Source organism: Salipiger sp. (assembly GCF_059781815.1).
Map to the genome: position 1 here is coordinate 46,063 of NZ_JBYNAH010000001.1, position 26,148 is coordinate 72,210.

29 protein-coding genes are annotated in these 26,148 nt (G+C 65.1%); 11 read left to right on the forward strand and 18 right to left on the reverse strand.

Annotation, left to right across the window (positions count from 1 at the left end; translation table 11 throughout):
- The first annotated feature begins 6 nt into the window (after nucleotides 1-6).
- Nucleotides 7-1,098 (forward strand): EscU/YscU/HrcU family type III secretion system export apparatus switch protein, encoded by a 1,092-nt coding sequence (locus AC6RA4_RS00225; protein WP_500156229.1) that lies wholly within the window; start codon nucleotides 7-9, stop codon nucleotides 1,096-1,098.
- Nucleotides 1,099-1,525: 427 nt separating this feature from the next.
- Here AC6RA4_RS00225 and AC6RA4_RS00230 read toward each other — a convergent pair whose 3' ends face one another.
- From AC6RA4_RS00230 to AC6RA4_RS00270, 9 genes are read right to left on the reverse strand one after another with little or no spacing between them, the layout of a single operon-like run.
- Nucleotides 1,526-2,053, reverse strand: coding sequence for a flagellar basal body-associated FliL family protein (locus tag AC6RA4_RS00230; protein ID WP_500156231.1), 528 nt, complete (start codon nucleotides 2,051-2,053; stop codon nucleotides 1,526-1,528).
- A gap of 10 nt (nucleotides 2,054-2,063) precedes the next feature.
- Entirely contained in the window at nucleotides 2,064-2,792 is a 729-nt protein-coding gene (flgH, locus tag AC6RA4_RS00235) for a flagellar basal body L-ring protein FlgH (RefSeq protein WP_500156232.1), read from the reverse strand.
- A 3-nt stretch (nucleotides 2,793-2,795) separates the two neighbouring features.
- Complete coding sequence (gene flgA, locus AC6RA4_RS00240) at nucleotides 2,796-3,212, reverse strand: flagellar basal body P-ring formation chaperone FlgA (RefSeq protein ID WP_500156233.1); 417 nt, start codon at nucleotides 3,210-3,212, stop codon at nucleotides 2,796-2,798.
- Nucleotides 3,212-3,997: a flagellar basal-body rod protein FlgG gene (gene flgG, locus AC6RA4_RS00245; protein WP_500156235.1), complete on the reverse strand. Its 786-nt coding sequence runs from the start codon at nucleotides 3,995-3,997 to the stop codon at nucleotides 3,212-3,214. The genes flgA and flgG overlap by 1 nt, the downstream gene beginning before the upstream one ends.
- A 10-nt stretch (nucleotides 3,998-4,007) precedes the next feature.
- Nucleotides 4,008-4,721 carry a flagellar hook-basal body complex protein gene (locus tag AC6RA4_RS00250; protein ID WP_500156236.1) on the reverse strand — a complete coding sequence of 238 codons (714 nt, stop codon included), beginning with the start codon at nucleotides 4,719-4,721 and terminating at the stop codon, nucleotides 4,008-4,010.
- Between the two features lies 1 nt (nucleotide 4,722).
- Nucleotides 4,723-4,992 (reverse strand): flagellar biosynthetic protein FliQ, encoded by a 270-nt coding sequence (locus tag AC6RA4_RS00255; RefSeq protein WP_500156237.1) that lies wholly within the window; start codon nucleotides 4,990-4,992, stop codon nucleotides 4,723-4,725.
- Between the two features lie 3 nt (nucleotides 4,993-4,995).
- Complete coding sequence (gene fliE, locus AC6RA4_RS00260) at nucleotides 4,996-5,286, reverse strand: flagellar hook-basal body complex protein FliE (protein WP_500156238.1); 291 nt, start codon at nucleotides 5,284-5,286, stop codon at nucleotides 4,996-4,998.
- Nucleotides 5,287-5,315: 29 nt separating this feature from the next.
- Nucleotides 5,316-5,708, reverse strand: a complete 393-nt coding sequence (gene flgC, locus AC6RA4_RS00265) for a flagellar basal body rod protein FlgC (protein WP_500156240.1) — start codon at nucleotides 5,706-5,708, stop codon at nucleotides 5,316-5,318.
- Between the two features lie 16 nt (nucleotides 5,709-5,724).
- Nucleotides 5,725-6,102, reverse strand: a complete 378-nt coding sequence (locus AC6RA4_RS00270) for a FlgB family protein (RefSeq protein WP_500156242.1) — start codon at nucleotides 6,100-6,102, stop codon at nucleotides 5,725-5,727.
- An 85-nt stretch (nucleotides 6,103-6,187) separates the two neighbouring features.
- Here AC6RA4_RS00270 and AC6RA4_RS00275 point away from each other — a divergent pair, with 85 nt between their 5' ends.
- The gene (locus AC6RA4_RS00275) at nucleotides 6,188-7,549 is read left to right on the forward strand and encodes a FliI/YscN family ATPase (protein ID WP_500156244.1); all 1,362 of its coding nucleotides are present in this window, start codon (nucleotides 6,188-6,190) and stop codon (nucleotides 7,547-7,549) included.
- Between the two features lie 5 nt (nucleotides 7,550-7,554).
- Here the strand turns inward: AC6RA4_RS00275 and AC6RA4_RS00280 are convergent, their stop codons facing one another.
- The 6 genes from AC6RA4_RS00280 to AC6RA4_RS00305 all read right to left on the reverse strand — a co-directional run bounded on the left by AC6RA4_RS00280 (nucleotide 7,555) and on the right by AC6RA4_RS00305 (nucleotide 11,738).
- Entirely contained in the window at nucleotides 7,555-8,772 is a 1,218-nt protein-coding gene (locus AC6RA4_RS00280) for a DUF1217 domain-containing protein (RefSeq protein ID WP_500156246.1), read from the reverse strand.
- Complete coding sequence (gene flbT / locus AC6RA4_RS00285) at nucleotides 8,769-9,173, reverse strand: flagellar biosynthesis repressor FlbT (protein WP_500156248.1); 405 nt, start codon at nucleotides 9,171-9,173, stop codon at nucleotides 8,769-8,771. The genes AC6RA4_RS00280 and flbT overlap by 4 nt, the downstream gene beginning before the upstream one ends.
- The gene (gene flaF / locus AC6RA4_RS00290; protein WP_500156250.1) at nucleotides 9,170-9,547 is read right to left on the reverse strand and encodes a flagellar biosynthesis regulator FlaF; all 378 of its coding nucleotides are present in this window, start codon (nucleotides 9,545-9,547) and stop codon (nucleotides 9,170-9,172) included. The genes flbT and flaF overlap by 4 nt, the downstream gene beginning before the upstream one ends.
- Before the next feature lie 83 nt (nucleotides 9,548-9,630).
- On the reverse strand, nucleotides 9,631-10,920 hold the full coding sequence (locus tag AC6RA4_RS00295; protein ID WP_500156251.1) for a flagellin N-terminal helical domain-containing protein: 1,290 nt from the start codon (nucleotides 10,918-10,920) through the stop codon (nucleotides 9,631-9,633).
- A 208-nt stretch (nucleotides 10,921-11,128) separates the two neighbouring features.
- The gene (locus AC6RA4_RS00300; RefSeq protein WP_500156253.1) at nucleotides 11,129-11,491 is read right to left on the reverse strand and encodes a flagellar protein FlgN; all 363 of its coding nucleotides are present in this window, start codon (nucleotides 11,489-11,491) and stop codon (nucleotides 11,129-11,131) included.
- Complete coding sequence (locus AC6RA4_RS00305; protein WP_500156255.1) at nucleotides 11,478-11,738, reverse strand: rod-binding protein; 261 nt, start codon at nucleotides 11,736-11,738, stop codon at nucleotides 11,478-11,480. The genes AC6RA4_RS00300 and AC6RA4_RS00305 overlap by 14 nt, the downstream gene beginning before the upstream one ends.
- A gap of 2,361 nt (nucleotides 11,739-14,099) precedes the next feature.
- Here AC6RA4_RS00305 and AC6RA4_RS00310 point away from each other — a divergent pair.
- The gene (locus AC6RA4_RS00310; protein WP_500156257.1) at nucleotides 14,100-15,470 is read left to right on the forward strand and encodes a flagellar hook-length control protein FliK; all 1,371 of its coding nucleotides are present in this window, start codon (nucleotides 14,100-14,102) and stop codon (nucleotides 15,468-15,470) included.
- A 10-nt stretch (nucleotides 15,471-15,480) separates the two neighbouring features.
- A complete protein-coding gene (locus AC6RA4_RS00315) occupies nucleotides 15,481-16,155 on the forward strand; it encodes a flagellar hook capping FlgD N-terminal domain-containing protein (RefSeq protein WP_500156259.1) in 675 nt (224 codons plus the stop codon).
- Between the two features lie 362 nt (nucleotides 16,156-16,517).
- Here AC6RA4_RS00315 and ubiB read toward each other — a convergent pair whose 3' ends face one another.
- Nucleotides 16,518-18,050, reverse strand: coding sequence for a 2-polyprenylphenol 6-hydroxylase (gene ubiB / locus AC6RA4_RS00320; RefSeq protein WP_500156261.1), 1,533 nt, complete (start codon nucleotides 18,048-18,050; stop codon nucleotides 16,518-16,520).
- Nucleotides 18,051-18,053: 3 nt separating this feature from the next.
- Nucleotides 18,054-18,806: a bifunctional demethylmenaquinone methyltransferase/2-methoxy-6-polyprenyl-1,4-benzoquinol methylase UbiE gene (gene ubiE, locus AC6RA4_RS00325; RefSeq protein WP_500156263.1), complete on the reverse strand. Its 753-nt coding sequence runs from the start codon at nucleotides 18,804-18,806 to the stop codon at nucleotides 18,054-18,056.
- 94 nt (nucleotides 18,807-18,900) lie between these two features.
- On the opposite strand from ubiE, the gene mutM reads away from it, so the two are divergent.
- Both mutM and AC6RA4_RS00335 read left to right on the forward strand, forming a co-directional pair.
- A complete protein-coding gene (gene mutM, locus AC6RA4_RS00330) occupies nucleotides 18,901-19,752 on the forward strand; it encodes a bifunctional DNA-formamidopyrimidine glycosylase/DNA-(apurinic or apyrimidinic site) lyase (protein WP_500156265.1) in 852 nt (283 codons plus the stop codon).
- A gap of 64 nt (nucleotides 19,753-19,816) precedes the next feature.
- Nucleotides 19,817-20,593: an enoyl-CoA hydratase gene (locus AC6RA4_RS00335; protein WP_500156267.1), complete on the forward strand. Its 777-nt coding sequence runs from the start codon at nucleotides 19,817-19,819 to the stop codon at nucleotides 20,591-20,593.
- Between the two features lie 62 nt (nucleotides 20,594-20,655).
- Here the strand turns inward: AC6RA4_RS00335 and AC6RA4_RS00340 are convergent, their stop codons facing one another.
- Complete coding sequence (locus AC6RA4_RS00340; RefSeq protein ID WP_500156268.1) at nucleotides 20,656-20,838, reverse strand: hypothetical protein; 183 nt, start codon at nucleotides 20,836-20,838, stop codon at nucleotides 20,656-20,658.
- Between the two features lie 273 nt (nucleotides 20,839-21,111).
- Here AC6RA4_RS00340 and rpsT point away from each other — a divergent pair, with 273 nt between their 5' ends.
- From rpsT to AC6RA4_RS00365, 5 genes are all read left to right on the forward strand, one after another.
- On the forward strand, nucleotides 21,112-21,375 hold the full coding sequence (gene rpsT / locus AC6RA4_RS00345) for a 30S ribosomal protein S20 (RefSeq protein WP_222603210.1): 264 nt from the start codon (nucleotides 21,112-21,114) through the stop codon (nucleotides 21,373-21,375).
- A gap of 517 nt (nucleotides 21,376-21,892) precedes the next feature.
- On the forward strand, nucleotides 21,893-23,272 hold the full coding sequence (gene dnaA, locus AC6RA4_RS00350; protein WP_500156270.1) for a chromosomal replication initiator protein DnaA: 1,380 nt from the start codon (nucleotides 21,893-21,895) through the stop codon (nucleotides 23,270-23,272).
- Nucleotides 23,273-23,453: 181 nt separating this feature from the next.
- Nucleotides 23,454-24,572, forward strand: coding sequence for a DNA polymerase III subunit beta (dnaN, locus tag AC6RA4_RS00355; protein ID WP_222603208.1), 1,119 nt, complete (start codon nucleotides 23,454-23,456; stop codon nucleotides 24,570-24,572).
- 37 nt (nucleotides 24,573-24,609) lie between these two features.
- Nucleotides 24,610-25,719 carry a DNA replication/repair protein RecF gene (gene recF, locus AC6RA4_RS00360; RefSeq protein WP_500156273.1) on the forward strand — a complete coding sequence of 370 codons (1,110 nt, stop codon included), beginning with the start codon at nucleotides 24,610-24,612 and terminating at the stop codon, nucleotides 25,717-25,719.
- Nucleotides 25,720-25,798: 79 nt separating this feature from the next.
- A partial coding sequence (locus AC6RA4_RS00365; protein ID WP_500156275.1) for an ATP-binding protein occupies nucleotides 25,799-26,148 on the forward strand: 350 nt, incomplete at its 3' end.

The window sequence follows — 26,148 nt, forward strand, 5'->3', positions numbered from 1 at the left end:
GTCCCCATGGCAGAAGACCCGTCCGCCGAGAAATCCCACGAACCGTCGCCGCGCAAGCTGGAAGAGGCGCGCCGCAAGGGGGAGCTTCCGCGCTCTCCGGATCTCCTGACAGCGGCGGCCTATCTCGGGGCTCTGGCCACCGCGGTGGGGCTTGGGGCCGGGTCGGTCCTGAGTCTCGGCGACGCGATGCTGCCGTTCATCGAGCATCCCGACAGGCTCGGTCCGCTGTTCTTTGGCGGCATGACCACGGCGCCCTCCGCCGCGATCCTTGCAGCGGTTCTGAAACCGGTGCTGCCATGGCTCGCGGTGCCCGGCGCCGCGGTCCTTTGCACCCTCTTTGCCATTCGCGGGCTGGTCTTTGCGCCCTCGAAACTGGCACCGAAATCGAGCCGTCTTTCTCCGGTCGAGAACGCGCGCAACAAATACGGTCGGCGGGGGCTTTTCGAATTCGCCAAGAGCTTCGCCAAGCTGCTGCTCTATTCGGTGGTGCTGGGTCTGTTCCTGTCGTCGCGGTTCGATCTCATTGTGGGGGTGTTGCGGGGCGCGCCGGCGGAAGCGGCGGGGCTGATGGCGAACCTCATGCTGCAGCTTCTGGGGATCGCGTCGGCGGTGGCATTGTGCCTCGGCGCGGTCGATTACCTCTGGCAGCGGGCCGAGCACATGCGGCGCAACCGGATGTCGCAGAAAGAGCTGCGCGACGAGTACAAGGAGGCCGAGGGCGATCCGATGTTCAAGCAGCATCGCCGCGCCCGGGCACAGGAAATCGCGCTGACGCAGATGATGGCCGATGTGCCGCGCGCCGATGTGGTGATCGTGAACCCGACCCATTACGCGGTCGCGCTGCGCTGGAGCCGCAAGCCCGGAGACGCGCCGGTCTGCGTGGCCAAGGGGGTCGATGAAATCGCCCGCCGCATCCGCGAGGTCGCGGAAGAGGCCGGGGTGCCGGTGCAGTCCGATCCCTCCACCGCACGCGCTCTTTATGCCACGACCAGGATCGGCGAGCAGATCGCTCCGGAACATTACCGGCCGGTGGCGGCGGCGATCCGGTTTGCCGAGGACATGCGCGCGACGATGCGGCGTCGGCGGGGCGGGACATGACCGGCGGGCTTTCTGACCTCCGGCAGGTCACGCGTCTGTTGCGTGACCGGGCGCTCGAGCGGCACCGGAGGGAGCGGGACGAAGAGACCCGTTTGCTGGCCGAACTCGCGCGGATCGACGCGCTGCGCGAGGCCGCCAATGCGCAGCGCGACACGCTCGAAGCGCGGCGTCTGATTGGCGCAGATACCCTCTGGCAAGGCTGGCTGGCGCGGCGGCGCGGCGAATTGAACCGCGAATTGGCGGTGTCGCGCGCGCCAGGCCCACAGCCTTTCTCAGGCGCGTCTCGCCTTCGCGCGGGACGATGCCACCGAGCGACTGCTCATGAGGGAATCCGCCCTGCGGCGCAAAAAGCGGCTGCGCGAGGAAGACCTTCGGCTGGATGCGGTCTGGAGACTGGCGCTGGCGCGCAGGGCGCCGTGATCGCGGGTCAGGAATCCTGCCGGGCGATCTCGGTGATCAGCACGTCGATGACCACGCCGCCCATCACGTTGCGGGCCGCTTCCCACAGCGCCCGGCGCAGACGGTCCAAGCGGTGCTGCTCGGTGAAATTGCCCTCGAACCCGCCGATATTGGCGTGGTCGAAGAGCACCCGCAGGAAGACATCGCGCAGCTTCGGTTCCTGGGCAAAGACCGCCTCGTTGTTGCCGGGGCCGACTTCCAGGCTGAGCGACAGCACCACCAGCGATTCAATCCGTCCACTGCCGACCACCGGCACCACGAACTGGTTGTTGAGCCGCACATATTCATTCGCGCCCTCACCGTGATCGCCGCCGGTCTCGCCCGGCTCCGCCGCAGCGTGGGGATCTTCGGGCGCGGCGTGCGCGGCACCATCCGCGGCGGCCTCGGCCCCGTGTGCCGCATCCTCCATCGGTGGCGCCGGGGCCAGGAAGAGACCGGCCGCGACCCCGGCGGCGGTGCCGATCAGCGCCAGCAGGATGGGAAGAAGTTTCTTCATCGCGGCCTCGTCAGAACGGCAGGATCATGTCGAGCACCTGCTGGCCGTAGCGCGGTTGCTGCATGTCGCTGATCTGGCCGCGGCCGCCATAAGAGATCTTTGCCGAGGCGATCTTGTCATAGGTGATCTCGTTCTGCCGGGTGATGTCTTCCGGGCGCACGAACCCCGAGACCAGCAATTCGCGGAGCTCGAAATTCACCCGCACCTCCTGTGCGCCCTCGATCGCCAGCACGCCGTTGGGCATCACATCGGTGATCGTGGCCGCGACCCGCAGCGTGAGTTCCTCGCTACGCCGCACCTGGCCGTCGCCGCTCGACGAGGCCTGGCTGCCCAGATCCACCGCATCCGCCATGGTCGCGCCAAGTGGCAGGTCTTCGTCGATGCGCTGTGGCAGTCCCAGCAGCTGTGGCGCCGAGAGGCTTTCCGAACCGGAACGCGAGCGCGATGTGCTGTTCGAGATGCTGGCCTGATCGTCGATCTCGATCACCACCGTCAGGATATCGCCGCGCTTGATCGCCCGGCGATCGCCCAGCAGTGAGCTCTTCTCCCGGCTCCAGAGCGAGGCCTGATCGGTGGCGCGTTTGGGCAGCGCCACGGTCGGGACCCCGGAATAGGCCATGGCGACCCGTTCGGGGCTTTGGTCCTGCGGTGTGAAACTCGGCGCCTGGCCCAGGTGATCGAGACGGCTGCAAGCCGGCAGGGACAGGAGGCAAATCAGGCAAAGAAGACGGAGCACCATGCATCAGTCTCCTGAAACGCGCACGGTTCCCGCGCCGGTTACGGTCCCGAAGAGGGTGCTGCGGGACGAAAGGTTCATCACCCGAACCCGCTCGCCCTCTCCGGCGCGGTCGAGTGCGCGGCCTTCGGTCACGATATGGAGCCCGTTGCGGGCGAAACTCAGCTCGACGATCTGGTTGCGCTCCACCAGGGCCGGGGTCCCGACAGCGCCGCGCATCACCGGTCGTCCAGGATAGAGCGCGACGCGGGCTTCCTGTCCGATCACCTCCGCAAGCGAGACATGCGCGCCGGGGATCTCTGCCGGGTCGAGCCGCACCGCATCCGCCGACACGATATCCTGGGCACGGACGGTTCGGGTTGCGACGACGGTTTCGGCATCCGCCACCGCCGCCAAGGCGCACAGGATCATCACAAGCCTCATCACCGCACCTGCACCGTCGCCCCAAGCATCTGGTCGGCGGCGGAGATGACCTTGGAATTGAGCTCGTAGCCGCGCTGGGCTTCGATCAGCTCGGTGATCTCGTAGACCGGATCGACCGAGCTGTCCTCGAGGTATCCGTGCCGGAAGGTGCCAAGCCCTTCCTGCCCGGCGGTGGTCTGGATCGGCGGGCCGGAGGCCTCGGTCTCGGTGAAGAGATTGCCGCCGATCGCCTCGAGGCCCTTGGGGTTGGTGAATCCCACCAGGGTGAACTGGCCGAGAAGCTGCGCCTCGACCGCGTCGTTGAAATAGGCGTAGACCTCGCCCTCGGCGTTGATCGAGAGGCTGGCCGCGTCGTCGGGGATGACGATCTCGGGGGCGACCGGCAGCCCGTCGGAGGTGACGACAAGCCCGTCGCCATCGCGCTTCAGCGCGCCGTCCCGGGTATATCCGGCGATGCCCGAGGGCAGGGTCACCTCGAGATAGCCGCGCCCCTCGATGGCGAGGTCGAGATCGCCGCCGGTTTGCGACAGCGCCCCTTGCGCGAGTTTCATCGTTACCGCCGCAGGGCGCGCCCCGAGCCCGAGCTGCACGCCGGTGGGCAACATGGTGCCGTCGGCCGCGTTGACGGTGCCGGCGCGGGCCACCTGCTGGTAGTGCAGATCGGCGAACTCGGCCCGCCGGGCGTTGTAGCCGGTGGTGCTCATGTTCGAGAGGTTGTTCGAGATCACTTCGACCCGCATCTGCTGGGCGCTCATGCCGGTGGCGGCGATTTTCAGGGCACGCATGTCGCTCTCCTCATGTGATAAGCGCCTTGATGGCGGCGCGAACGCGTTCGTCCTCGCGCTGAAGGAAATTCTGACCCATCTCGTAGGCGCGCTGGACCTCGATCATCCGGGCGATCTGCAGGATCGGGTCGACATTCGAGCTCTCCACGAAACCTTGTCGGACGCTTGGGGCCGGAACAGGCTCGACTCCGCCATCGGCCCGAAACAGCACGCCGCCCTCACGCACCATGGCGCCGGGATCGATCGGCTGGACGATGCCGATCTGTCCGATCGGTGCCCCGTTGCTGCTGAGCGTGCCGTCCTGCCCGATGGCGAGATCCGTGGCGTCTGGCGGAACGAAGACCGGCGCGCCGCCGGCATCGAGCACCGGATATCCGTCCTGCGTGACGAGATCGCCTGCAGGGCTGCTGGCGAAGGCCCCGGCGCGGGTCAGGCGCTCGCCCGCCGGGGTCTGGACGAGGAAGAAGCCCCCACCCTCGATGGCGAGGTCCAGCTGCCCCTCTGTCCGGGTCAGCGTGCCCTGTGCAAAGGATGTGTTGCGCACATGGGCCGCGGACATGGCGACGCTACCATCGCGGTCGGTCTGGCGGACATATTCCGAGAACACCACCCCTTGCTGCCGGTAGCCGGTGGTCGCCATGTTGGCGATGTTGTTCGCCACCATCTGCATCTCGCGCATCAGGCCCTGTTGCCGCGACAGCGTGGTATAGTCGGTGATGCCCATCTCAGCCCCCGGTGATCACCGGGATGATCCGGCCCTGAAAGAAGCCCACCAGCGTCTCGGACATGAAGCTCATCGACATCCAGAACACCACGACGATGGCCAGAAGTTTCGGCACGAAGGTCAGGGTCATCTCCTGCACCGAGGTGAGCGCCTGGAACAGGCCCACGCCGACACCGGCGAGAAGCGCCGCGGTCAGGATGGGCACCGAGGTGATCGTCGCGATCCAGAGGCCCTGACGGAGCGTGTCATAGAAGATGGTCTCGTTCAGCATGGCTCAGACCGGCATCCGCAGGATTTCCTGGTAGGCCTCGACGACCTTGTTGCGCAGCGCCACCACGGTCTCGACCGCAAGCTCCGACTGGGCCAGCGCCTGAACCAGCGCATGCGGGTCGGCATCGCCGGCCATCGCGGCGGCTGCGGTGTGTTCTGCGTCGTTCAGCGTTGCAGCGAAATCCTGCGCCGCGCCGGCCAGTCGCGTTCCGGCGCTGTCGGGATCGGGCTGTGGTTCGGTGGCGGCACGCTGGGCCGCGTATTTCTGCGCGGCAAATAGCGATCGGACGTCCATTCTGGTCTCCTTTCACGCATTATCAGGGTCTATCCACGGCGCAGCAGATCCATCAGGCTGCTGGACATCTGCCGCGTCTGTTCGAACATCTTGAGGTTGGCCTCGTAGCTGCGCTGGGCCTCGCGCGCATCGGCAAGCTCGATGATGAGCTCGACATTGGTGCCGTCGTAGAAGCCGGACGCGTCGGCCAGCGGATGTTGCGGGTCCCAGATCCGCTCCAGCTCGCTGCGGTCGAGCCGGGTGTCGCCGATCCGGACCTGCCGGATACCATTGCCGCCTTCGCCGAGTTCGAAGGACAGGGTCTTGCGGCGGTATCCCGGCGTATCGACATTGGCGATGTTCTCGGAGACCACGCGCAGCCTGTCGGCCTGGGCGCGCAAGCCGCTGGTCGAGACCGTTAGGGCATCGGAAAAGGCGCTCATTCCTCAGGCTCCCGCTTTAGCTGCCAAGGCTCGTACGAAGGATGTTGAGGCTCGATCGGTAGATCGAGAGCGCCCGGTTGTGGCTGCGCGCGGCCTCCACGGCGGTGACCATTTCTCCTTCGAGAGAGACAGAATTGCCGTTCGGATCGACGCTTGCCCGGCGCTGGCTCGGGTCGGGCAGTGTGCGTCCCTCAAGGCCGTTGAGATGGCCGCCACGGGTGGCGCGCTGGCCACGGCTGGGCTGGCGCAGCATTGCGGCGAAATCGGGGATCTCCAGCGCACGGTATCCCGGCGTATCGGCATTGGCGATGTTCTGCGCGCTTACGGCCTGTCGCAGGCCGGAATGCTGCGCCAGCGCCATCGCGGTTTCAAAAAGGCTCAGGTTCTGGAACATCGGGGCTTCTCCCTCGATTGGCTTCAATCAAGGCTTAACGGTGATTCCTTTAGAAATGGTTTGAGACCGCTGAAGGGGGCGCGCGATGGAGAAACTCGAGCTTTCGGGCCTGCTCACACAGATTGGCCAGATCCGCCCGACGCGGGCGGTGGGGCGGGTGCGTTCGGTCGACGGTACGGTGATCTGGATCCGTGGCCTCGCGCATCTGGCCTGTATTGGTGACCGTTTGCGGCTCTATCACGGCGGCGGGGCGCTCGAGGGCGAGGTCTTGCGCATCCGCGAAGAGCTTGTCGCGATGTTGCCCGACGAAGGGCCCGAAGGGGTGGCGCAGGGCGATCGGGTCGCGGTGCTCGGGCCGCCGGTTCTGGCGCCGTCTGACGACTGGATCGGTCGGGTGATCGACCCGTATGGCCATCCGCTCGACCGGCGACCGCTGGCGCCGGGGCCAAGCCGAAGACCCTTTCGCGCCAGCCCGCCGCCCGCCGCGCAACGGCGTGGCCTGGGTGAGCGGTTGAGCACAGGCCTTGCCGCGTTCGACACGCTTCTGCCGATCGTGCGGGGGCAGCGCGTGGGGCTTTTCGCGGGCTCCGGTGTGGGCAAATCGCGGCTTCTGGCGTCGCTCGCACGGGGTGTCGAAGCGGACGTGGTCGTGCTCGCCCTGATCGGGGAACGCGGGCGGGAAGTGCATGATTTCGTGCACGAGATCCTCGGACCCGAGGGGATGGCGCGCAGCGTCGTTATCGCGGCAAGCTCGGACCGTTCGCCGCTCGAACGCCGCCGCTGCGCGCTTGCAGCGATGACGGTGGCAGAGCATTTCCGGGATGGTGGGCGGCAGGTTCTATTCCTTGCGGATTCGATCACGCGCTTTGCCGAAGCCCATCGCGAGGTTGCGGTGGCGGCGGGCGAGATGCCCGTGCTGCGCGGTTTCCCGCCCTCGACCGCCAACCAGATCATGCGACTGGCAGAGCGCGCGGGCCCGGGCTTGCCCGGCGCCGGCGATATAACGGCGGTGTTCAGCGTGCTGGTGGCCGGGTCGGACATGGAGGAGCCGGTGGCCGACATCCTCCGCGGGGTGCTGGATGGTCACGTGGTTCTGAGCCGCGAGATTGCCGAGCGCGGGCGGTTTCCCGCCATCGATGTGCTACGATCCGTCTCGCGGAGCCTGCCAGAGGCGGCGACGGAGGAAGAGAATGAGGTTCTGCTTCAGGCGCGCCATCTGCTCGGTGCCTATGCCCGGTCCGAAACCATGATCCGCGCGGGCCTCTATCGCGAGGGAGAGGATCCGGTTCTGGATCAGGCGATCCGGGCCTGGCCAGATCTGGATGCCTTCGTATCAGAGCCTGCTCCGCATGGGCCGCATGCCGCGTTCAATCAACTTCGGCTCATTCTGCGCCGTTCGGGTGTCCGGCCGCCGCAAGTGCGGCGACAGCTGTCTGCCGCGGGCTGACAGCGTCAGGACGGATTCCGGTCGTACCGGATGGTGCTGAGCAGGGTGAGCGCGATCTGCTGCGAACCGATGGCGCCCGTTTGTGAGATCTGCTCCTGAAGCAAGTAGCTCTGGATGATCCGGTTGAGCGCCTTGGGATCCTGCAGGTCAGAGAAGGACTCGATGCCAAAGCGCTGGCGCGCCTTGTCCGAGATAATCTCGACCTGCTTGTCGAGGTCGATCTGGCTGAACCCGTCTGGCAGCGCCAGCGCGGTTTCGAACACCTCGCGCATCACGGTGCTGCCGAGAACGTTATACCATTTTGCGGTCTCGCTGAGATCGTTCGCCGCAAGCTCGGGCACCGATCTCTGGAATTTCAGCGCTGTTCCAATGGCTTCATCCACCTCGCCAACGGCGTCTTCGAAACGCTGCCAGCGGAACTGCTCGGTGATGTTGGTGGCAAAGGCTTCGGTCTGAAGCACTGTGCGGGTTTCGGCCGCGTAGAAGGCGAACGCCTGGGAGAAGGCGCGCAGATTGCGATCTGCAACGACATTGGAAAGGGCGTTCGCTTTTGCGGGATCCTCTTCAAGCGCCCGACGCAGCAAAGTGGTGCTGCCGGCGCGGTCGCCGAGATCGAAGGCCGTGATGGCGACCTGTCGCAGCTCTGGATCTCGCAGGAGTTCGTCGGCTGAGGAAACGCCTCCAATGTTCTCGGTGAAATAGGTACGCGAGATCTCGAGATTTTCTTCAACCTGCGCCGCGAAGAGCGCGGCATAGGCGGGATCGGCGATATATTCCGGCTGCGTCAGGGTTTTGGCCAGTTTGGCGCGAACATTCTGTTCGTAACGGGCCAGGATCGTCTCTGCAAAACCGTCTTCCTGGGTCTTGTGAGTCGTCACCGGTTCGAAATCGAAGGCCTCTGCCAGGGCGACGAAGCGGCTGTCGTTCAGCTTGTTCGCGAGGGCGTCGTCGGCATCGGTACCCTCTTCGATCAAGCGCCGTACGAGATGCTTGCTGTCGATCTCGTCCTGCATACCGAAGGCGGTGAGAGCCACGCTGAGGAGGCGCCGATTGTCGATCAGCTCCTCCGCAGAGCCGATGCCGCCGATGGCCTCCTTGAAATAGGTGACCTCGCGCGCGATTTCGGTCGTCTTGTTGAAGGCTGTGCGCTGGGTCTCCATCGTGTTTTGCAGAATTTGCCAGCCGACGAGCCCCGGGCCGGCGATCATCGGTGAATAGGTCATTGCTGTCGCGCGGCGAGGAGCCGGTCCTCTCTGGGTATCAGGCTTCTAAGCGCTTTCAGAGATTGATAATATTGCGCATCTAGCAGGCTCGTGGTGGCCTTGGTCAGGAGGTCCCGGCTGTCCGGATCGGTCAGAATGCGGCTGAGTTCCTCGATGCCTCGAAGCAGCTGTCGCTGGGCTTCGTCCGGGTCGATATCGCCGGTCAGGATCAGCTGCATCATGTAGCAAAGACGACGGACCGGCGTCTTGGCCTCTTCCGGGTGAATGGCATCCCGGAGGCGCAGGATATTTGCCTTCGGCGTGACGATGGACAGGCGGCTTCGGCGGTCGCCATTTTCGATCACGGCACCATTGATCAGGACACGTTCGCGCGGGCCGAGTTTCAGGACAAGACCGCTCATCGCTTCGGCCTCTGACTGCCAAGGCCACGCAGGATCGCCGCGTTGACTTCAAGGAGGGGCGCTAGCCTTGCTTTGCGGGCAAGCACCTTGCCGGTATGCATCTGAACGAATTCGGCCAGATAGAAAATCTGCGCCCGCAGGTCTTTCGAGAGGCCGTTCTCGGGGCTGGCCACGTCGACGGCCAGCGCCGTCCAAAGCCGACGGTTGTCATAGAGGGCCTGCACCAGACGCGGGTACGCAGCTGGCCCGGCCTCTGCCGCGGACTTGATGCGATGGGTCACGCGCGCGAGCAGGTCATACTCGATGGCCCGATCGGTCCGTGTGCTGGTCGTGGGTTGGGAATAGGCGCGCTGCGCCATGATCTGGGCGTTCACGGCGGAACCTTCCGATCCTGTTTCGGCGAAATCCGATTGTTAGCGGATCGGGGACCGGATGATCCGGTCCCCGAGGCTCTGCCTTACTGGAAGAGCGAGAGCAGCGACTGCGGCGCCTGGTTGGCGATGGACAGCGCCTGAACGCCAAGCTGCTGCTGCACCTGAAGCGCCTGAAGCCGGGCGGAGGCCTCTTCCATGTCGGCGTCGACCAGCGTGCCGATGCCCGATTTCAGCGAGTCGATCAGGCTCGAGATGAACTCGGTCTGGGTCTCGATGCGGCCCTGGACCGAACCGAAGGCCGAGGCCGAGTCGATGGCCGTTTGAAGCAGGCCCTCGATGCCTTCGAGAGCTGCGTCGGTACCTTCGTCGGTCGTGACGTCGAATTCAGACAGCAGTTCCAGACCGCCACCGATGGTGCCGTCGGCTTCGGCCTCGAGCGTTGCAATATCGGCGATGTCGGATTGCTCCACCACGCTGTTGTCGTCAGAGATCGCTTCGTCATAGTTGTTGGTGAAGTCGATCTGGCCAGCATTGGTGGCGTTGACCGAGAAGGTGATATCGAGGCCATCCGAAACGGCCTGGAAGTTCAGGCGCTCGACCATTGCCGAAGTGACGTCGGCAAGGGTGTCGCCGTCCCGGGCCACGTATTCGATATCTGCCGAGAAATCGAGCGCATCGCCGGAGGTGTCGCCAGCGAAGTTGCCGCTGCCGGTCACTTTGAAGTTTGCACCGGCGACCAGCTCGTCGTCTGCGCCGACCCCGTCGAAGGTGACGTACTCGGCCGTGGCACCGCTCGCCACACCGCCTGTATTGACCGAAACGTCCAGGTTCACGGTGCCGGTGGAGGCTGCGCCGGTCCCCAGATCCTGCTTCGCGACAGCGATGTCGGAGGCGGCGACGCCGGTGCCCGAGCGGTCGAGCGACGCAAGGACGTTGATGCTCCCGGAGTCGGCGGTCGAATCGGTGTTCGACAGCAGGTTCAGACCGTTGAACTGGGCCGCACCCACCACCGCATCGATCTGATCGCGCAGCGCGTCGATATCCGTCTGGATCTTGGCCCGGTCGACGTTTTCCTCCTGCGCGGCGACGATCTTGCCTTTGATGTCGGTGAGCAATTCGGTGACCGTTTCCGAAGCGGAGCGTGCCACCGCGACGGTGGACTCGCCAAGGTTGAGGCTGTCGGAAATGCCTTTGAAGCCTTTCACGTCTGCTTCCATCACCTTGGAGATCGCCCAGACGGCGGAATTGTCCTTCGCGCTGGCGACGCGCTTGCCGGTCGAGATCTCGCTCTGGGTCGTCGCGAGGCTGGAATTGATGGTCTTGAGGGTCTGCAGCGCCACCATGGCGCCGTTGTTCGTCAGAATGCTAGACATGGATGTTCGTCCTTGGGGTCATGCGGCGCTTTGCGCCGTATTTGCGATGTGCCGGTGACCGGCGTTCAGAACGTCTTTCTGACGAGTGCAGACCGGGCCGCTTGCCCACTGCGCCACCCATTCCGGATGCAGGGCAGACATTGATCCACGGAAGCTAACGAAGCGCTAAGATCGGCATGGGGACTCACATGTATTCGAGGCAAATACGTCAGGCCCGGCGCTCGACCTGCCGGGTTGCCGGCAGGTCGATGGTGGCGCGGCGCCCCGTAGAGTCATAGACCTCCATCGACCTGCGAAGCTGTCGCGTGATGGCGAGCCTGTCCGTCGCGTTGCGCAGGCCCGCAAGGGCCTGATCGAACAAGGTCTGATTGCGCAGCATGCTGTCGTGCAGCCGGCGAATCCGGTCGACGTCCGGAGGCGGATCGCCGGGCAGCTGCGCGATCAGGTCCTCCTTGCGCTGCATCAGGGGGCCGATTTCGTCGAGCGCCCCGTCGAGCAGGGTCTGCCTTTCCTGCGCCAGAAGTCTCTCGAGCGTCAGAAGCGTGTCTGTCGCAGTGTCAGGCATGGTCATGCCTTGCGATCGCTTGAAAGATCGCTTCGGCCAGTCCGATTCCACCGGCCTCCGCAAGCGCTTGCGCATGCTCCTGGGCAAGCATCGACGCGAACTGATCTTCTCCGATGCCCCCACCGAACGCCTCCCGGCTGTCGCCAAGACCGGCGGATCGCAGCATTTCGCTGAGAAAACTCGCCTCTAGCGCGACCGATGCGCGCCGCAGAGCTGCGGCAGGGTTAGGGGGCGGCGGGCCGACAATCTCCATGAGTCTCTCCAATTCTAGCGATTGAAGGGAAGACTGCATCAAGGGCGGTAAAGAAGCGGTAAGGAAAAACGTTGTATAGCCGCTGGAGTGGAAGAATTCCCCGGAGCGACCATGCTGAGTTCATTGTCAGGTCTGTTTAGCCTCCTGCGCCCGGCCGGGACTGCCGGCACCGAACACGGGCCGAGGGAACAGCCTTCGGCGGCCGGTCTGCCTTTCTTCGAAGACGTGTTCGCCGCGTTTGCCCAGGATACCGAGAGCGCGGCGGGCGAGCCTGAGGAGGAGGCGGAGCAGGCCACGCCAGAGCAGGGAGCGACAGATCCGGAGAGCGGGGCGGAACCGGGTCTTGACGCCGCGCCGGCGGAATCCGGTAGCGCCGAGGCGGTTGCACCCGAGGCGAACAAGGGGCTGCCACCGGACGACTTCGAGACGGCGCAAGGGCGCTTGGGGGCAGATTCGAGCCCAGGGGGCATAGAAGGTTCGGAGGATTTTGAGGGGGTGTCGACCACTCCCCAAACCTCGAGCTTCGGGGCGCCTGACCGCGCGGGGTCTGCCACCCCGCTGCAGGCATTTGGTCTCGCCATGCCGAAGGAGGGTCGGTTCGACCACGGGCGACCTGACCTGGGAGGGCTCGAAAAGCCCTCAGACAAATCCCCGTCGCGTGTGGCCAGACCGGCTATCGGTCTGCCAACGCATTCCGACAGGGATTTTCCGAATCAGGCCGGGGGGCGGCCTTCCGAGGGTCGCACGGCGCTGCGAGGCACTGGGCTTAAGCCGGTCGAGACCGGCTTGAACGCGCCTCGTGATGGGCGGTTAGCCTCCTCGGATCTGAGAGGGTCCGATGGGGGGGATCGCAGTCACCCAACCGGCGATGCGGGGCGAAAAAGCATTCGCGGGGGGCTTTCCCCAGCGGTCTCAATGACTGGTGTGAGGATCTTGCCGCAACAAGGGCTTGATGGCGCAACGCAGCGCAATGTCACTAGCGGCGATGCAGCCCCTCGCGGGGCACGGGAGACTGTCGGCGGGCCGGAAATCCGCGCGCCTTTGGGTGAAACGCCCGCTCAGGCAAAGAATAGGACAGCTCTTATCCGTGTTCCAATCGAAGTGAGCACCCGGCACCCGGCTGCATCGACGCTTTCCGACGTCCGGCTCCGCGCGGGTGAACTGGTAGCGTCGCCCTCAACATATGTTCGAGGTGGGAACGAAGAGGCTCAATTGAGAGACTTTGCTCAATCTCGACCCGGTGAAGGGCGAAGAGGGCTTTCGTCGAAATCGCCCTTGTCTACGGCTGGGGATCTACGTCGGCAGGGCACGTCCGACGAAAGGCATGGCATCCTTGCGGGCGTGGCGGATCGCTCAGGTCGGTTGGGAAGACCGGCGCCCGTCACCGGACGGGCGGTGGGTCAAGGTCAGGACATGCTGTCGTCCCGTGCCGTACGCGATGCACTGCCACTTTCAAAGCAAGGCCCGGGCGCTGCGCCACCTATCCCTGACGACGCAGGGCAGAGCGCATCTTCAGAAAGATCTGCATCGGCTAATAGCGAAGGAAGGGTGGAACGCCTCTCGTCTCTATCAAGGGAAACAGCTGGGCGGCCGATTGCGCGCCCGACAACTCATCCGAAATCGGAAAAGGCAGCCCCGCGCAGGCAGACGACAGGCTCGGTAACACCGCATCAGTCGCAGCCAGCCGCCAAGGGCGCACGCTCGTACCAGACTGAGGTCAAAGCCTCGTCGCACACACTTCGACCGGCAATCGACGTTTCGCAGCATCTTGCCGGAATCGGCCTTCCAGCAGACGAGGTCGCGGTTGATGCGAGAAAATCGATCAGGCAGCAGCCGCCTCTAAGCGGCAGGCTCGCTCACACCGTGCCGTCACAGAGATGGCAGGAGCCTGGTCCTGCGGGGCCTTCGGCAGAGCTGCCGCCACGAGCGTTGCAGCAAGCGCGAGATGGCGCGACGGGCGCGCCGCGGATAAGGGCCGATAGCGCAGGCCCTGGTTCACCCTTCCGCCACGCCGGTGGTGAGATAGAGGCAGCTTGGCGCGACGTTCCCAATCCTGCCACCAAGGCAACGATGAGAGCCGGACAGGAAATTGCGGGCCTTCGCGTGACCGGAGGTGTCGAGCGGGCGGAAGTGCACGGTGCGCGACGCTCGCGAGCGACTTCGAATGACAGGGCCCCAAGAGGGTCGATTTCAAAGATAGGGGTGTCCGGTCAACAGCTTGGAGGAACGCAAAGGAGCGGCCGAGGTGCCAGCCATGTGTCACCTAAGTCGGCAGCTGCGTCGTTCGCTCTGTCGGGGCTGGAGCCGGCTCCGGAACAACGAAGACGTGCGGTTCCGCCCGGGCCCGATCAAGCCGGGTCGATGCCCGAGGCAAAATTGTCGTCAACAGACACTCTTTCGCCCGAAAAGGACGAGGCGCCTGTCATCCCTGGATCCAGATCCATACGAGAACTGGGGTTGCCTGCAGAGACCCGCTTTCGATCCAGCCTGATGCCCCCCGCGAACGAGGCCACGGAGCCGACCGCTGCCGGGGATGTGAAGACAGCGCTGGCGCCGCCGGCGGGCAGGGGCGACGCCGTCGAGGGGAAAGAATTCCGGCCATCGTCGTTGCCGGGGTCGCGAGAAGACCCCGCGGCCGCCACTCAGGGGCAACGCGAGGCTCTGCCGGTTCGTCAGGCGCGAGCCGCTTCCAGTGTGATCGCGGAGAGTGGCAAGGCGCCGGTCGACGCGCGAGGGCTTGAGATCGCGGCGCCCGTTCGAAGCGATGGGCAGGCGGATCGTGCCGTCGGGTTGCCGTTTGCGGAACTGCCAGCCCCTACGGGTGGGGCTCTCAAGACACGCGTAGCTGCGGGCCAGTTGGGTCTGATCGCTGCCGAGATTTCCAAGCCTGGATCGAACCTGCGCGGGCGTGAGTCCGAGCGCCGGACCGTGCAACCGGCGTCGGGCAGCCCGGCCGGCGGGACAGCGATACCCGCCAAAGAAACTGGCAGTGCACCTGGTGGAATTCCCGCCGATGTCATCTCCGATCCGGTGCCCCATCTGGGTCGGACTGGCACGCTTACAAGCGGACCGGAGCAGATCAAGCGTGTCGGGACCGCCCGGCCGCGTGCAGAAGGCGCCTTTATGAACGCCAGACAACACTCTCCCGCGATGGCTGGAGGAGAGGTCATCCGATCGCAGAGCGCGGAGAAGCCCGCGTTGGTCGTGACCTCTCCAGTGCTCGATCGTGAAGAGCCGATCCTCGAAGCCGTTCCTGTCTCGCCGAATCCTCATGACCCGCGCGCGCAGGCGTCGGGTCAGACGGTTCCTGGATCCGCGTCGTCGGGTCGGGAGCAGGGAGCGCTGATATTGAGACGAAGCGCCGACGCCCTCGCGTCTGCTCTCGAGGCGCAGACCGAGGTCATCGAGTTGAAGTTGAAACCGGAAGAGCTTGGCCAGCTGCGATTCCGCATCGCAAATGGAGACATGGGCCTGACACTGAACGTGGCCGCAGATCGGCCCGAGACGCTCGATCTGCTCAGACGCAATGTCGACCAGCTGGCGCGCCAGCTATCCGATCTGGGCTATGGCTCGGCGAGCTTCAGTTTCGGCGAAGAGCGATCCGGCGCGGCGCCGCATTCACCACAGGGGGGCCCTTCGGAGGCTGGAGAGACCGCGGCTCCACAGATCGAAGCCGTGCAAGATCCGACGGCCTCGGCACGACGCTCTGACGGTTTGGATATGCGCATCTAGGGAGGGCAGCATGCAGGGCAGTACGGCAACGGTCGCGATCCCAACAGGTCTTGCGGCGAGTGGCGGTGTGGGGGCGGCAGAGCAAACTGGCGCAACCGCCGTGCTGAGCAGCGATTTCGAGATGTTTCTCAAGATGCTGACGACGCAGATGCAAAACCAGGATCCGCTCAATCCGTTGGATTCGAGTGACTATGCGACCCAGCTCGCCACCTTTTCCTCGGTCGAGCAGCAGGTTCTGACCAATGATCTCCTCAGGGACCTGAGCGAGGCGCTGACCGGCGGCAATCTGCAGCAGCTTGGGTCCTGGATTGGGCGGGCTGTCCTGGGAGATGCGCCGGTACGGTTCGACGGAAATCCGGTGGTCCTCCGGCCAGAGGTCGCTCCGGGTGCCGATACGGCATATCTTGTGGTGCGGGATGCATCGGGCACCGCGGTCCAAGAGCTGCCGCTGGAGCTGTCAGAGAAAGTTGTGGCCTGGTCGGGGTTTGATGCCGGCGGTACCCCGTTGCCCGGCGGGCTTTACAGTTTCTCGGTGAAAAGCCTGTCCGGTGGAACGGAGCTCGCCGAGGCTCCGGCAAAGGTCTACAACCCCGTGATCGAGGTCCGCCGGGACGGCGCGTCGGTGCTGCTGACCTTGTCTGACGGCACCGAAATCGATGCCGAGAGCGTGACGGCGGTGCGATGATAGTGCTTCGGTATGGAACGGTGCAGCGCGCTGCCGTGATGTGCGCGATACCTGTCGACAAGCTGCGCCTGGTCTTTCGTTGGCTGCGGCGAGCGCCCCGGCTTTGTGCCGATACGGCCCATGGCAGCGGCATGGGCGATCATAGGGGCGAGGACGGTGCCGTTGCCGAGGGTCGCGTAAGAATGTTACGACCGGGCGGCACCGAAAGAGCCGCTTATCGCGTTCGAGCCAATGATCCGTTCGGCCGCTGTCTATATGCGGTTGCAAAGGTGGCCGTCGATGACGCCGACAGCCCCCGTGACGCGCGCGGTATGTGCGGCCCAGTCAACCGGTCTTCCCTCGACGGCCGGGCCGGCGGGGACTCAGGCGAGCGTATGCCAGGCAAGCACGAGCGCAGCCCCAAGCGCAGCTCCAGCCCCGCCCCAGCCGAGCCGCGAGCGCCACAGGCCGCGTTTCGGCGCGGTCTCACCCTCCGACTGACGGATCAGCGCCGCTTCGACCAGTCCCGGCAGGCGCGGCCCGAACCGGCCAAGCACCTGCGCGGTCTGGACGAGATCCCGCAGGGCTGCGCGCGGGCCGATCGAGGTCTTAATGTAGTCCTCGACCACCGGCCTGGCGGTGCTCCAGATATTCATCCGCGGGTTCAGCGAGCGCGCGACGCCCTCGACCACCACCATGGTGCGCTGCAGCAGGATCAGCTCGGTCCGGGTCTGCATGCCGAAGCGCTCGGTGACCTCGAACAGGTAGGAGAGCAGCCGCGCCATCGAGATCCGGGTGGCGTCCATGCCGAAAATCGGCTCGCCGACGGCGCGAAGCGCGCGGGCGAATTCGTCGACATCGCGATCAGCCGGGACGTACCCGGCCTCGAAATGCACTTCGGCGACGCGCTTGTAGTCGCGCCGGATGAAGCCATAGAGGATCTCGGCATAGACCCGGCGGGTGTACTCGTCGATATGGCCCATGATGCCGAAATCATAGGCGATGATATTGCCGTTCGGCGCGACCTTCAGGTTGCCCTGATGCATGTCGGCATGGAAGAAGCCGTCGCGCAGGGCGTGGTTCAGGAACAGTTGCAGCACCCGTTCGCTGAGCAGCTCGCGGTCATGTCCCGCGGCATCGAGCGCGGCGTTGTCGCCCAGCGGCGCGCCCTCGGCCCAGCTCATGGTCATGACCCGCCGGCCCGAGAGGCCCCAGACCACCGCGGGCAGCTCGAAGCCATCATCGTCGGCGGTGTTGGCGGCGTATTCCGAGGCAGCGGCGGATTCGAGCCGCAGGTCGAGCTCGCCCATCACCACGCTCTCGAAATGCGCGATCACGTCGCGCGGGCGCAGCCGGCGCGAGGCGGGCGACAGGGTCTCGATCATGTCGGCGGCGAAGTAGAAGGCGTCGATATCGGTGCGGAAGGCGCGCTCGATCCCAGGGCGCAGCACCTTCACGGCGACCGTCTCACCGGTGTCGGCACGGCGTGCCTTGTGCACCTGCGCGATCGAGGCGGCGGCCACTGGGGCACTGAATTCGCTGAAAATCTCGGAGACCGGCACTCCCAGCTCGGCCTCGATCTGGCGCTTGGCCTGTTCGATGCCGAAAGGCGGCAGCTTGTCCTGCAGCACGCGAAGCTGGTTGGCGAGATCCTCGCCGACCACGTCCGGCCGGGTCGAGAGGATCTGGCCGAACTTGATGTAGGCGGGGCCGAGCGCGGTCAGCGCGCGTGGCGCCGGCGGCATCGACGGATCGCCCTCGATGCCGGTCCACTTGAACGGCCAGACCAGCGTGCGGAAGGCGATGCGCACCATCTTCGGCGCGTCGAACGCGTCGAGCACCACGCCCATGGCGCCGGTGCGCTCGAAGGTGGCGCCGGTGCGGATCAGGCGCCATATATTGTGCGGTCCGCGCATGGCTCAGATCTTCCAGCCGGAATGCAGGCAGGCGATGCCCATGCTCAGGTTGCGATACTTGGCGTTCTCGAACCCGGCGGCACGCACCATACCGAGGAAGGTCTCCTGATCGGGGAACTTGCGGATCGACTCGACAAGGTACTGATAGCTGTCGCGGTCGCCGGCGATCATCTGCCCCATGCGCGGGATGATGTTGAAGGAATAGAGATCGTAGGCCTTCTGCATCATGTCGTTGGGAATCTGGCTGAATTCGAGCACCATCAGCCGGCCGCCGGGCTTGAGCACGCGGAACGCCTCGTTGAGCGCCTCCTGCGGGCGGGTAACATTCCGGATCCCGAAGGAGATCGTGTAGACGTCAAACGTGTTGTCTGGGAAGGGCAGCGCCATCGCATCGCCCACCACCCAGTCGAGCTGCTCGGCCATCGCCGCGGCATCGGCGCGCTTGCGGCCCTCGACCAGCATCGGCTCGGTCAGGTCGAGCACGGTGGCATGGCCGTGACCGGCGCGCTTGAGGAAGCGGAACGAGATGTCGCCGGTGCCGCCGGCCACGTCGAGCAGCCGCTGCCCCGGGCGCGGGGCCAGCCAGTCCATCATCGCGTCTTTCCAGACCCGGTGGATGCCGAGCGACATGGCATCGTTCATCACGTCGTATTTCGACGCCACCGAGTTGAAGACGCCCTGCACGCGACCGGCCTTCTCGGTCTCGGGGATGTCGGTGAAGCCGAAATGCGTGGTTTTCTGGGTCTCGTCGGTCATGGGTCTTGCCGTTTTGCTGCTGCATCTCCTTATAGGGCGCGGGAGGGGCGCTGCAATGCGGCCCTTCGACAAGACGCTGTGACCTGGAGAGATCATGCCCGAACTGCCCGAGGTGGAAACCGTGCGCCGCGGCCTTGCCCCCGTGATGGAGGGCAACCGTATCGCGCAAGCGCAGGTCAACCGGCCCGACCTGCGCTGGCCCTTCCCAGAGCGCATGGCCGAGCGGCTCACGGGGGCGCGGATCGTACAGCTTCGGCGGCGGTCGAAATACATTCTCGGCGATCTCGACAGTGGCGAGACGCTGCTGATCCACCTTGGCATGACCGGACGGATGCTGGTTTCGGGCGACGCGCTGGGGCGCTTCGTGCACGACCACCCGGCGCCGGAAAAGCACGACCACGTGGTGTTCGATTTCGAGGATGGCGCAAGGGTGACCTTCAACGATCCACGCCGCTTCGGGGCCATGGATCTGCTGCCCACCGCCACGGCCGAGGCCCACCCGCTGCTCGCCGCGCTGGGGCCCGAGCCGCTTGGCAACGGGTTCAGCGAATCCCACCTTGTGGCGGCGCTGAAGGGCCGGAACATGCCGATCAAGTCGGCGCTGCTCGACCAGAAGATCGTTGCCGGGCTTGGCAACATCTATGTCTGCGAGGCGCTTTATCGCTGCGGAATTCATCCGGGACGTCGCGTCAGACGGATTTCCGAAAGACGCATCGCCGCGCTTGTGCCGGTGATCCGCGAGGTGTTGGAAGAGGCCATCGCGGCGGGCGGTTCGAGCTTGCGGGATTTCCGCCAAGCCGATGGCGAGCTTGGATATTTCCAGCACAGCTTCGATGTCTACGGTCGCGAGGGGCAGCCCTGCCGGACTCCCGATTGCGGCGATACGGTGCACCGGATCGTTCAATCGGGGCGGTCCTCGTTCTACTGCCCGAGCTGCCAAAGATAACTTGATTGCGAGGGCCAAGCTGGTAAGGCTGCCGTTTGACGCTAACGGACGGGAGCCCGAAGTCATGGCCTATGAGACGATCATCGTCGAAATAGATGACCACGTCGCAACGATCACCCTCAATCGCCCGGATGCCCTCAACGCCCTCAACAGCCACCTGCTGCAGGAGCTGGCGCAGGCGTTCGGTGAGCTGGACGCCAATGACAAGGTGCGCTGCATCATTCTGACCGGCTCGGCCAAGGCCTTTGCCGCCGGGGCGGACATCAAGGAGATGTCCGAGAAGAGCTTTGTCGACATGTTCCTCGGCGATTTCTTCGAGCCGGCGACCGAGGCGGTGAGCAAGGTGCGCAAGCCCGTGATCGCCGCAGTGGCCGGTTACGCGCTGGGCGGCGGCTGCGAACTGGCGATGATGTGCGATTTCATCATTGCCGCCGACAACGCCAAGTTCGGCCAGCCCGAGATCAATCTCGGGGTCATCGCCGGCATCGGCGGCACGCAGCGCCTGACGCGCTATGTCGGCAAGTCGAAGTCGATGGACATGCATCTCACCGGGCGCTTCATGGATGCCGAAGAGGCCGAGCGCGCCGGGCTGGTAAGCCGCATCGTGCCGGCCAAGCAGCTCATGGAAGAGACCCGGCAGGCGGCCGAGAAGGTCGCCGAGAAGTCGATGCTGGCCAGCATCGCGGCCAAGCAGGCGGTGAACCGCGCCTACGAGACCACGCTCACCGAGGGTCTTCTGTTCGAGCGCCGGCTGTTCCACTCGCTGTTTGCGACCGAGGATCAGAAAGAGGGCATGGCGGCGTTCCAGGAAAAGCGCACCGCGCAGTTCCGCGACCGCTGAGCGTCTGCTCGACGACACTGTGTCACGGCCCGCCCCTTCGGCGGGCCGTTCGCGTTTTCGGCTTAGCCCTGAGAGGCGCCGCGGCGGCTGCGGATCGCCGCCTGGATGGCGCGCCAGTCCTCGGCCTGGGCGTCGTTGCCGGATTCTTCGCAGGCGCGGGCCTTCTGCGCCGCTTCGGCCTCGGCGCGGTCGCCATGGGCGCGGTAGAGCGACTGGGCGTATTCGGAGATCTGCATCGCATTCATCTCTGATTCCTCCTTTCAGACTGAACGGCCCTGCGTTGGCAGGACCCCGAATATAGGGGTTTCGGGCTGATTCTGCGACCTCGGGGCCCGTTTTGACGTTGCGCGGGGTTTGCAAGCCCGGAGTTTTGGTATATGCGCCGCGGCTACATGCGCGTGATGCCCGCTCAGGCAAGAATCGGTCCGGCGACAGTTGTCCGGGTCAGAGTGCCATTGCGCGACCCGGATACCGTTACAGCCCCCAGATATGGGGCAGAAGACAGAGGATTGATCATCATGGCAAACTCCCCCCAGGCGAAGAAGCGCGCCCGCCAGAACGAAAAGCGTTTTGCGATCAACAAGGCGCGCCGTTCGCGCATCCGCACCTACCTGCGCAAGGTCGAAGAGGCGATCGCCTCGGGCGACCAGGACGCTGCAAAGGCTGCTCTGCAGGCCGCTCAGCCCGAGTTGATGCGCGGCGTGACCAAGGGCGTGTTCCACAAGAACACCGCATCGCGGAAGATGTCGCGCCTCGCATCGCGGGTGAAAGCGCTGGGCTGAAAAGCCACACCCGATTTTTAGACGAATAAAAAGGCACCACAATCTGTGGTGCCTTTTTCTGTTCCGGACACTATCAGTTGAATTGAGAGATTCTTTTGCCGGATTCCTCTGAGTCAACATTTAAGTTCGGTTGCCGGGCTTCACGCCAAATTGCTAATTTCACCGAGCGAGTCACATTGCTTGGGGGGACAGGCAAGCAGCGCAACGCCCGTGTTTTTATGGCGTATGCACTGCGCTTTGGCGGTCTGCTGCACCAGCCGCCAGAACAGGGCGTTTGCCCTGCCAGTCCGAGGTTTACAGTTGCGCGTACAGCGCCCACTTGAACAGCTTTTGGTTGGGATGCCAAGGGTCTGTGGGCTGTTGTCCGTGAGGAATGCGTTGCATTCCCGCCCATACCGTCTTGGTATGGGGCAAAGACCTGTTCCCACATCTAATGTGTCCGCAGGGGCATCACACTCGGATTGCCCCGAGATGATGAGATGGATGAACGGCAGTCAGGCTTGCGGAGCGGGGACAAATGACAAAAGACCAGTGGGGCGCATTGCAGAACCAACTGAGTACGACGATTGGGGAAAACAACTACAAGACCTGGATCGAACCCATGGAGTTCCACGGCGTGGAACCGGGCGGTGTGGCGGTGTTCAACGTGCCCACCAACTTCATCGGCACCTACGTGTCGCAGAATTTCGGGGATATTCTTCTCGCCAAGCTTTCGGGGATGGACACCGATGTGCGGCGGCTGAAATTCCAGGTTGCCAATGCCGACAACCGTCCGGCCCCGGCGCAGCAACAGCCGCGCCCTGCGCCGCAAGCGCAGCCGGCCCCGGCAGCCGCGGCACAGACCAACAGCGATCTGCTGCCCGGCGCTCCGCTCGACGGCCGCTTCACCTTCGACAGCTTCGTCGTCGGCAAGCCGAACGAGCTGGCCCATGCCGCGGCCAAGCGCGTCGCCGAGGGTGGCCAGGTGACCTTCAACCCGCTGTTCCTCTACGGTGGCGTGGGCCTTGGTAAGACCCACCTGATGCACGCCATCGCCTGGGACCTGCGCAACAACCGGCCCGACCTGAATGTGCTCTACCTCTCCGCCGAGCAGTTCATGTACCGCTTCGTGCAGGCCCTGCGCGAGCGCCGGATGATGGATTTCAAGGAGCTGTTCCGCTCGGTCGACGTGCTGATGGTGGACGATGTCCAGTTCATCGCCGGCAAGGATTCGACCCAGGAAGAGTTCTTCCACACGTTCAATGCGCTGGTGGACCAGAACAAGCAGATCATCATCTCGGCCGACCGCGCCCCGGACGAGATCAAGGACCTCGAGAACCGCATCCGCTCGCGGCTCCAGTCCGGCCTCGTGGTCGATCTGCACCCGACCGATTACGAGCTGCGTCTCGGCATCCTGCAATCCAAGGTCCAGAACTATCGCGAGCAATATCCCGCGCTGCAACTCGACGATGGCATTCTGGAATTCCTCGCCCACCGCATCTCGACCAACGTGCGCGTGCTCGAGGGTGCCCTGACCCGGCTCTTCGCCTTCGCCTCGCTGGTGGGCCAGCCGATCACCATGGAGCTGACGCAGGATTGCCTGGCCGACGTGCTGCGTGCGTCGGACCGCAAGATCTCGATCGAGGAGATCCAGCGCAAGGTGGCCGAGCATTACCACATCCGCCTCTCCGACCTCATTGGTCCCAAGCGGGTGCGCAACTTTGCCCGGCCGCGGCAGGTGGCGATGTATCTGTGCAAGCAGCTCACCGCCCGTTCGCTACCCGAGATCGGCCGCCGCTTCGGCGGGCGCGACCACACTACCGTCATGCACGGGGTGAAGCGGATCGAGGAACTGCGCACGCAGGACAGCCAGATCGCCGACGATATCGAGCTGCTGCGCCGCGCGCTCGAAGCCTGAGACGCACGGCTGAGACGGGCGCCTGAGCTTCGGGCACAACACAACCGAACGGGGCCGCCTTCGGGCGGCCTCGCGGCCTTGACGCCACTGTAAAACAATCCGATCAATCGCAGAAACAAGGCTTGGAGCGGCTCGCGCATGGCGCTAGGCTGCGCCTCCGGCACGGCGGAGAGGGTGAGGGATGAAAGTCAGTATCGAACGGGCAACGCTGCTCAAAGCGGTCAGCCAGGCGCAATCGGTGGTCGAACGCCGCAACACCATTCCGATCCTTGCCAACGTGCTGATCGAGGCCGAGGGCGACACCGTCACCTTCCGCGCCACGGATCTCGACATCGAGGTGCTCGATCGCGCCCCGGCGCAGGTCGAGCGGGCAGGGGCCACCACGGTCTCGGCCGTGACCCTGCACGAGATCGTCCGCAAGCTGCCCGACGGCGCGCTTGTCCAGCTCGCCGATGACAGCGCCGCCGGGCGCCTGACGGTCACCGCGGGCCGGTCGAACTTCAATCTCGCGACCCTGCCCAAGGAAGATTTCCCGGTCATGGCCTCGTCGGAATACGCGACGAACTTCACCGCCAAGGCCGAGACCCTGCGCAAGCTCTTCGACAAGTCGAAATTCGCGATCTCGACGGAAGAGACCCGCTACTACCTCAACGGCGTCTACATGCACGTCTCGGAAAGCGAGGAGGGCCGGGTGCTGCGCTGCGTCGCCACCGACGGTCACCGCCTTGCCCGGATCGACGCACCGCTGCCCGACGGCGCCGAGCTGATGCCCGGTGTGATCGTGCCCCGCAAGACCGTTGGCGAGCTGCGCAAGCTTCTGGACGACGACGAGATGGACATTGCGGTCTCGGTCTCGGAGACCAAGGTGCGCTTTGCCACGCCCGACATCACCCTGACCTCCAAGGTCATCGACGGCACCTTCCCGGATTACTCGCGCGTCATCCCCACCGGCAACACCCGCCGGCTCGAGGTCGACGCGACCGAGTTCGCCAAGGCGGTCGACCGCGTGGCGACGGTCTCGTCCGAGCGCTCGCGCGCGGTCAAGCTGCAGCTCGACGAGGATCGCCTCGTGCTGTCGGTCAACGCGCCCGACAGCGGCGCCGCCGAGGAAGAGCTCGCCGTGGCCTATGGCGACGAGCCGCTCGAGATCGGCTTCAACGCCAAGTACCTGCTCGAGATCGCCAGCCAGGTGGACCGCGAAAACGCGGTATTCATGTTCAACTCGTCCGGCGACCCGACCCTGATGCGCGAAGGCAGCGACACCAGCGCCGTCTATGTCGTGATGCCGATGCGCGTGTGACCCTGACCGGGCCTGACCTGAACAGGGAGAGCGGACAATGACCGCTCTCCACCTCTCCTCCCTGACGCTCTCGCATTTCCGCTCGCACAAGCGCGCGGCGGTGGAGGTCGATGCGCGGCCCATCGCCATTTACGGCCCCAACGGTGCCGGCAAGACCAACCTCATCGAGGCGGTTTCACTGCTCTCGCCCGGGCGCGGCATGCGGCGCGCCTCGGCGCAGGAGATGACGCGCCGGCCGGAGGCGCTGGGTTGGAAGATCGGTGCCGTTCTGCACGGGCCCGAGGGGGTGAGCGAGATCTCGGTGCGCTCCGAGAGCGGCGGCTCCCGACAGGTCGAGATCGACGGCAAGCCCGCGCCGCAGACGGCGCTGGGGCGCATCGCAAGGGTGCTCTGGCTGATCCCCTCGATGGACCGGCTGTGGATCGAGGCCCCCGAGGGCCGGCGGCGCTTTCTCGACCGCATGACCCTGAGCTTCTTCCCCGATCACGCCGACGCCTCGCTGACCTACGAGAAGGCCATGCGCGAGCGCAACCGGCTGCTCAAGGAGCAGATCCGCGACGCGCATTGGTACGCCGCGCTCGAGACCCAGATGGCGCAGAGCGGCGCGCTGATCCAGCAGAACCGCCAGGCGGCGCTGGCGCGCCTGGCCAAGGCGCAGGACGGGGCGGAGACAAGTTTTCCTGCCGCCGATCTGGCGCTGGTCTCGACCGAGGCCGACATCCCCGAGACCGAAGAGGATCTGCGCGCCGTCTTCGCCGAGGGCCGCTTCCGCGACATGGCCGCGGGGCGCACGCTGGTCGGGCCGCACCGGTCGGACCTTTACGGGGTCTTCGCGGCTAAGGGCGTGCCGGCCTCGGATTGCTCCACCGGCGAGCAGAAGGCGCTGCTGATCTCGCTGATCCTCGCCAACGCGCGGGCGCTCGCCGCCGAGATCGGCGCGCCGCCGCTGCTGCTGCTCGACGAGGTCGCGGCGCATCTCGACGCGGGCCGCCGCGCGGCGCTCTACGACGAGATATGCGCCCTTGGAGCGCAGGCCTGGATGACCGGCACCGGGCCGGAGCTTTTCGAGGAACTGGGCGTCCGCGCGCAGCGGCTTCAGGTCACCGAAGAGGCCGGGCAATCACTCGTTGAAAACCTGCCGATCTGACACCAAATCTTGTGTCATCTGCGTGACAAGGCAGCGCTTCTCACCTATAAAATTCCCAAACTAGACAGAGGATGGCTACATGGCCGAACCGGCAGGCGCTCCGCAGGAATACGGCGCGGATTCCATCAAGGTTCTCAAGGGTTTGGAGGCGGTTCGCAAGCGCCCCGGCATGTATATCGGTGACACCGATGACGGCTCGGGCCTGCACCACATGGTCTACGAGGTGGTGGACAACGGCATCGACGAGGCGCTCGCCGGTCATGCCGACTTCGTGCGCGTGAAAATCCATGCCGACAACTCGGTCTCGGTGCGTGACAACGGGCGCGGGATTCCGGTCGACATGCACGCCGAAGAGGGCGTCTCGGCGGCCGAGGTCATCATGACCCAGCTGCACGCCGGCGGGAAGTTCGACCAGAACTCCTACAAGGT

Excerpts from the sequence above, each read along its gene's own strand:
- AC6RA4_RS00280 (WP_500156246.1), bottom strand. The coding sequence starts at position 8,772 with ATGACCTATTCACCGATGATCGCCGGCCCGGGGCTCGTCGGCTGGCAA.
- rpsT (WP_222603210.1), top strand. The coding sequence starts at position 21,112 with ATGGCAAACTCCCCCCAGGCGAAGAAGCGCGCCCGCCAGAACGAAAAG.
- AC6RA4_RS00250 (WP_500156236.1), bottom strand. The coding sequence starts at position 4,721 with ATGGGCATCACCGACTATACCACGCTGTCGCGGCAACAGGGCCTGATG.
- AC6RA4_RS00335 (WP_500156267.1), top strand. The coding sequence starts at position 19,817 with ATGGCCTATGAGACGATCATCGTCGAAATAGATGACCACGTCGCAACG.
- AC6RA4_RS00310 (WP_500156257.1), top strand. The coding sequence starts at position 14,100 with ATGCCCGAGGCAAAATTGTCGTCAACAGACACTCTTTCGCCCGAAAAG.
- dnaN (WP_222603208.1), top strand. The coding sequence starts at position 23,454 with ATGAAAGTCAGTATCGAACGGGCAACGCTGCTCAAAGCGGTCAGCCAG.
- recF (WP_500156273.1), top strand. The coding sequence starts at position 24,610 with ATGACCGCTCTCCACCTCTCCTCCCTGACGCTCTCGCATTTCCGCTCG.
- AC6RA4_RS00305 (WP_500156255.1), bottom strand. The coding sequence starts at position 11,738 with ATGGAGATTGTCGGCCCGCCGCCCCCTAACCCTGCCGCAGCTCTGCGG.
- AC6RA4_RS00270 (WP_500156242.1), bottom strand. The coding sequence starts at position 6,102 with ATGTTCCAGAACCTGAGCCTTTTTGAAACCGCGATGGCGCTGGCGCAG.
- AC6RA4_RS00255 (WP_500156237.1), bottom strand. The coding sequence starts at position 4,992 with ATGCTGAACGAGACCATCTTCTATGACACGCTCCGTCAGGGCCTCTGG.
- AC6RA4_RS00340 (WP_500156268.1), bottom strand. The coding sequence starts at position 20,838 with ATGAATGCGATGCAGATCTCCGAATACGCCCAGTCGCTCTACCGCGCC.
- flgH (WP_500156232.1), bottom strand. The coding sequence starts at position 2,792 with ATGGTGCTCCGTCTTCTTTGCCTGATTTGCCTCCTGTCCCTGCCGGCT.
- flgA (WP_500156233.1), bottom strand. The coding sequence starts at position 3,212 with ATGAGGCTTGTGATGATCCTGTGCGCCTTGGCGGCGGTGGCGGATGCC.
- flgC (WP_500156240.1), bottom strand. The coding sequence starts at position 5,708 with ATGAGCGCCTTTTCCGATGCCCTAACGGTCTCGACCAGCGGCTTGCGC.
- AC6RA4_RS00275 (WP_500156244.1), top strand. The coding sequence starts at position 6,188 with ATGGAGAAACTCGAGCTTTCGGGCCTGCTCACACAGATTGGCCAGATC.
- flbT (WP_500156248.1), bottom strand. The coding sequence starts at position 9,173 with ATGAGCGGTCTTGTCCTGAAACTCGGCCCGCGCGAACGTGTCCTGATC.
- AC6RA4_RS00225 (WP_500156229.1), top strand. The coding sequence starts at position 7 with ATGGCAGAAGACCCGTCCGCCGAGAAATCCCACGAACCGTCGCCGCGC.
- ubiB (WP_500156261.1), bottom strand. The coding sequence starts at position 18,050 with ATGCGCGGACCGCACAATATATGGCGCCTGATCCGCACCGGCGCCACC.
- dnaA (WP_500156270.1), top strand. The coding sequence starts at position 21,893 with ATGACAAAAGACCAGTGGGGCGCATTGCAGAACCAACTGAGTACGACG.
- AC6RA4_RS00300 (WP_500156253.1), bottom strand. The coding sequence starts at position 11,491 with ATGACCATGCCTGACACTGCGACAGACACGCTTCTGACGCTCGAGAGA.
- AC6RA4_RS00315 (WP_500156259.1), top strand. The coding sequence starts at position 15,481 with ATGCAGGGCAGTACGGCAACGGTCGCGATCCCAACAGGTCTTGCGGCG.
- mutM (WP_500156265.1), top strand. The coding sequence starts at position 18,901 with ATGCCCGAACTGCCCGAGGTGGAAACCGTGCGCCGCGGCCTTGCCCCC.
- fliE (WP_500156238.1), bottom strand. The coding sequence starts at position 5,286 with ATGGACGTCCGATCGCTATTTGCCGCGCAGAAATACGCGGCCCAGCGT.
- flgG (WP_500156235.1), bottom strand. The coding sequence starts at position 3,997 with ATGCGTGCCCTGAAAATCGCCGCCACCGGCATGAGCGCCCAGCAGATG.
- AC6RA4_RS00295 (WP_500156251.1), bottom strand. The coding sequence starts at position 10,920 with ATGTCTAGCATTCTGACGAACAACGGCGCCATGGTGGCGCTGCAGACC.
- ubiE (WP_500156263.1), bottom strand. The coding sequence starts at position 18,806 with ATGACCGACGAGACCCAGAAAACCACGCATTTCGGCTTCACCGACATC.
- AC6RA4_RS00230 (WP_500156231.1), bottom strand. The coding sequence starts at position 2,053 with ATGAAGAAACTTCTTCCCATCCTGCTGGCGCTGATCGGCACCGCCGCC.